This window comes from Bulleidia sp. zg-1013, assembly GCF_019798045.1.
Taxonomy (GTDB): Bacteria; Bacillota_I; Bacilli_A; order Erysipelotrichales; family Erysipelotrichaceae; genus Bulleidia.
Genome location: NZ_JAGXEX010000006.1, coordinates 1 through 4,526 on the forward strand (window position 1 = coordinate 1; position 4,526 = coordinate 4,526).

General features: G+C 37.8%; 6 protein-coding genes. 1 reads left to right on the forward strand and 5 read right to left on the reverse strand.

Annotation, left to right across the window (positions count from 1 at the left end; all coding sequences use genetic code 11):
* Positions 1 to 130: 130 nt before the first annotated feature.
* Positions 131 to 664: a DUF402 domain-containing protein gene (locus K7I92_RS05285; RefSeq protein WP_203245264.1), complete on the reverse strand. Its 534-nt coding sequence runs from the start codon at positions 662 to 664 to the stop codon at positions 131 to 133.
* An 82-nt stretch (positions 665 to 746) separates the two neighbouring features.
* Between K7I92_RS05285 and K7I92_RS05290 the strand changes: the two genes are divergently transcribed.
* Positions 747 to 1,196 carry a GAF domain-containing protein gene (locus K7I92_RS05290; RefSeq protein ID WP_220282331.1) on the forward strand — a complete coding sequence of 150 codons (450 nt, stop codon included), beginning with the start codon at positions 747 to 749 and terminating at the stop codon, positions 1,194 to 1,196.
* Here the strand turns inward: K7I92_RS05290 and K7I92_RS05295 are convergent.
* The 4 genes from K7I92_RS05295 to K7I92_RS05310 are packed head-to-tail and all read right to left on the reverse strand — an operon-like array spanning position 1,193 to position 4,297.
* A complete protein-coding gene (locus K7I92_RS05295) occupies positions 1,193 to 2,002 on the reverse strand; it encodes an aminoglycoside N(3)-acetyltransferase (protein ID WP_220282332.1) in 810 nt (269 codons plus the stop codon). The genes K7I92_RS05290 and K7I92_RS05295 overlap by 4 nt on opposite strands.
* Complete coding sequence (locus K7I92_RS05300) at positions 2,002 to 2,907, reverse strand: pseudouridine-5'-phosphate glycosidase (protein WP_203245261.1); 906 nt, start codon at positions 2,905 to 2,907, stop codon at positions 2,002 to 2,004. The genes K7I92_RS05295 and K7I92_RS05300 overlap by 1 nt, the downstream gene beginning before the upstream one ends.
* Positions 2,904 to 3,839: a carbohydrate kinase family protein gene (locus K7I92_RS05305; protein ID WP_220282333.1), complete on the reverse strand. Its 936-nt coding sequence runs from the start codon at positions 3,837 to 3,839 to the stop codon at positions 2,904 to 2,906. Before K7I92_RS05305 ends, K7I92_RS05300 begins: the two co-directional genes overlap by 4 nt.
* The gene (locus tag K7I92_RS05310) at positions 3,836 to 4,297 is read right to left on the reverse strand and encodes a hypothetical protein (protein ID WP_220282334.1); all 462 of its coding nucleotides are present in this window, start codon (positions 4,295 to 4,297) and stop codon (positions 3,836 to 3,838) included. The genes K7I92_RS05305 and K7I92_RS05310 overlap by 4 nt, the downstream gene beginning before the upstream one ends.
* Positions 4,298 to 4,526: the final 229 nt, after the last annotated feature.

The following is a 4,526-nucleotide window of genomic DNA, read 5'->3' on the forward strand; positions in this document are numbered from 1 at the left end:
TGCTCTCTAGTGCCCAGTTATAATATCATCTCATCCCTCCTATGGCAAGCCTATTATTCATACTTTTTTTGAAAAATTTGGAGTTTGACATATCTAAATTTAAAAGTCTAACTTTGGGGTCACATCATCATCAGAATTCCTTTTTTAAATTCAAATACAATTGATAGTACTTATTGATGCATTCTTTTTGAAAAGGTTCTTCTTCCCGTTCCATCATGCCAATTAAAGATGTCATTGATTTCTCGACAACTTCCTTCAAATCATCAGAGTACACATATTCCTCACCATGTTCTCGATATTCATCTTCATCTAATATCACATAGCTTCGATCGGGAAATAATTTCACATCTAAATCATAATCTACATTCTTAATTGCCTCTCCATCATATAAACTCGGGGAAGCTAAGTTGCAATAGTAATAAATACCACTATGGCGAATCATGGATATCACATTAAACCATTTCTTTTTATAAAAGAAACAGACCGCCGGTTCTCTGGTTATCCATTTGCGACCATCTGATTCAATCACCCAAGCTCGATCCGTGACTGCCACTATTTTCTCTTCATCCGCCTCTAAAACAAAAGCCTTACACCAAGTTCTATGTAAAGAACCATCGTGTTTAAAAGATTGGACATAGACTGTATCTTTTACTTTTGGATTCATCTAATCTCCTTTTTTCCGTTTTTTATTTTACTCCAAACCATGCAAATTGTCGAAACGTGCATTCTTGAAGTACACTATAAATATGATTATCTTGCAACAAACACAATCTCTTTTAGAAGAGGTAGACTTCTTAGCTGCAACGAGCAACTTGACAGCGTATATCAACCAATTACTTCCTAATATTAATTGGGCTGGTTTTTATTTCGTTAAAAATGGTGAATTGGTTTTGGGTCCATTTCAAGGTAAGATGGCTTGCACTCATATCCCTTTTGAAAAAGGCGTTTGTGGGAAATGCTATCGTGAAAAAAGACTATTGAACGTTCCAAATGTGTTAGCAGTTCAAGATCACATCGCTTGTGACTCGGATTCACGAAGCGAACTCTGTGTTCCTATTATGAAGGACAACGAATGTATTGGCATGATTGATATTGATGCACCCATTGAAAATCGCTTTACAGAAGAAGATGAAAAAAAGGTGTCCTTGATTGCTTCCTTATATGAGAAAGCCGTTCAAAAACACCATTGGTTCTAACGGTATAAGTCAAACACACTTGCATTTTCTAAATAACGTGTCGCTTCATCGATGGCGGCTACAGCTGAAAAAAGCATTACCGGGCATCCACAAATCGTGGTTTCTCGTAGTAGCTCTTTTTTTCGCAGGATTTGTTCGACCCTCACAAAATCATCACTATCTAATTGGAGATTTAAATATTCTTTCCATTTATGTTCATCTTTCGTTTCAATCATAGCCCCTTGAATTTCAACTGGACGACAATCAGCACGATATTCCGCTAAATGCAACGCCGTACAGCTGGAAAAATCTACTCCCATCAATAACACATAGCCTTTTAATTCATAAAGACGAGCGGCTGGACTTTCTTCACTCAATGGAAAATGCATGGATTGACCATTAACCAACAGTTTCGCATATCTGCCCCAAGCCGCATAGGAATCACTTGGATGGCCGGAACTCACCACGCCTTTTCGATGCTGAAAATTCAAAACAACAGAACCCATGTAGTGCGTATCCGAACTTTCCGAATCAAAGACAGGAATTTCCTGGCGCACTGTTTTCCAAAGTTCTGGTGAAATTGGCGGATTTTTCCAATCACTAGGCTCGCTATTGTCCGCTACTTGTGTTGGCATTAAAATCGTTCCTCCATTTTGACATAACTCAAAAAGACCATCCACGATAGTTTTCGCGCCACCAATCACATAATTAAAAGCAGACATTTTGGTATGTACTTCTAATATTTGGCTTCCCGTAATTCCTAACATTTGTAAACCGGAAATTAATTTTCCTTTTGTTAATACTTCAGAAAGTTCGGTATCATGCATTATTTATAGTACTCCTTGGCAATTGCACAGCCTACTTTTGCGTTATTGAACACCAATTGAATATTGGAATTCAAGGATTCACCATCAGTTAATTCAGCTACCTTGGCTAACAAGAAGGGCGTTGCTTCTTTACCATGAACACCCTTTTCATCCATTTCAGCAATGGCCTGGTCAATGACTTTATTGATTGCCTTTGAATCCATACTGTATTCTTCAGGAATAGGATTTGTAATCAATACACCCCCTTTTAAGCCCAATTCTCTCTTAGCGTGGATAATCGATGCGGCTTCACTGGCATCTTTTAAAGCATGGTCTACTTTTAGACCCGAGGTTCTTGTGTAGAAAGCCGGTAATTCCTCCGTTTGATAACCAAACACCGGAACGCCCTTTGTTTCTAACACTTCTAAGGTCTTAGGTAAATCCAAAATTGCTTTTGCCCCCGCGCAGATAACCGTTACATTTGTATTACCTAACTCCTCTAAATCAGCGCTGACATCAAACGTTAACTCAGCACCACGATGAACGCCCCCAATACCACCAGTTACGAAAAACTCAACGCCTGCCATGGCCGCAAAAATCATCGTTGTTGCAACTGTTGAAGCACCCCAATCCTTATTGGCAACAATCGTTGGGATATCACGACGAGACACTTTAGGAATGGATAAACCACGCTTACCAAATTCTTCAATTTCTTCCGCCGACATACCAACAACCGGTTCACCTTCGATAATACCAACCGTTGCAGGAATACAACTATTTTCACGAATAATCTTTTCAACCTCTAAAGCTGTTTTTACATTTTGTGGATAAGGCATACCATGGGAAATAATAGTCGATTCTAACGCAATGACCGGCTTCCCTTCAGCAATAGCCTTCGCAACTTCCTGACTTGTTCTTACTTTCATAACTTTTCCTCCTGTATATTCATGCTTTCCATACACTCGCGCACTTTTGCCCTTTCTAAACTACGACGTCGCACAGCGTCTTGTTCAATACTAACAACCGTTGCACTAAGACCAAATCGAATAGCCTCGCAAGGACTTACACCTCGAATTCTTTCAGAAACATACGCTCCTAACAAGGAATCACCGCCTCCCGTTGCATTAGAAAGATGAATCGGACGATGACGATACCAGAACATACCTTCTGAACTTCCAAGTATAACACCTTGATCGGCTAATGACACAATAATTTCTTGCATTCCTTGATTTAAAAACCAAGTAAGGCATTGTCTAGCCGTCTCTTTATCTTTCACAAAGATACCGGTTAACGCCTCGGCTTCGTATTGATTTGGCTTAAATACATTTAAGTACGGTAGAATAGGTACTAAGCGCTTTGATTTTTGAACGGATACAGGATCAGCCACCAAAAAAGATTTCGTATGTTTTGTTAAATATTCAATACTATTTAAATCTAAATTAGCATCCAGAATTAAAGCATCCCCTTCATCTAAATCCTCTAGCGCTTTATCAAGAACAGCTGTATCCATCGCTCTTAAAATGCGCATATCACTCATCGCAATTTTCATATCTCGATTTTGATCTAAGATAGCCAAGTAAATAGAGCTTGGATAATCCTTTGTGATTGCGCTTTTAGAAATATCCATTCCTAACCTTCGGCAATCTTCTTGTAACATTTTGGCGTAAGGATCCGAAGAAAAACAAGTAACGAATTGCACTTCTTCCCCTAATAAAGCACAAATTTGGGCGATATTACGACCAACCCCGCCAAAACTTAAATTGATTTCTCCAGGATTAGAGTCGTATTGACGAAGCGGCTCCAAACTAGATCCACAAATATCAATATTCGCTCCTCCTACAACACATATTTTTTTCATCGCTTTCTCCTTAATAATCGCTTTAATTCATCTAATTGTTTTTGTATTGGTTCTTTTTCAAATTTTCCTTGCATCAGTGTCATATAAGCCATCATCAACGCATTTTTAATATCTCCTTTTTGACCTTCTTCAAAAGAATTCAAATCCAATTGATTACTTTGTAATAAGATATTCTCTAATTCTAACACTTTTTCCATCAACTCTTTTTCCTCTTTTGTTTCAAGGAATAAATCGGATAAAAGCCAGTTTTGGTTATGCACTGTTTTGATTATTGTAATCATCGCATCTGTTTCTATCTTTTCATTCGCCGCTTCAAATAGAATAGATAATTCTTCTTTCGATATCCCATCGATTAGGATATATTCATTTTCAAACTCACGGTGAGACCCATCTTTATCTTCTTCTAAAAGAAACACCAAATTTACGGTTAGTTTTAGTTGTTCATCACTTATTTGCACAAAAACAGAGTGGAACTGTTGCGCCACTTCTTTAAAAATAGCGATTCTTTCTTTGTTTGGACTATACTATGAATGTTCAGTGATAATGTCTTAATAGATGTTCAGTGAAAATGTCCCGATTATTGATTAAAGATAGTGAGGCATTGTTTTACATCTCTTTCTCCATTTTATTATTTTCCAGTCATTGGAGGAACAAATGAAGAGGATACGATTATCTATGAAAGAACAA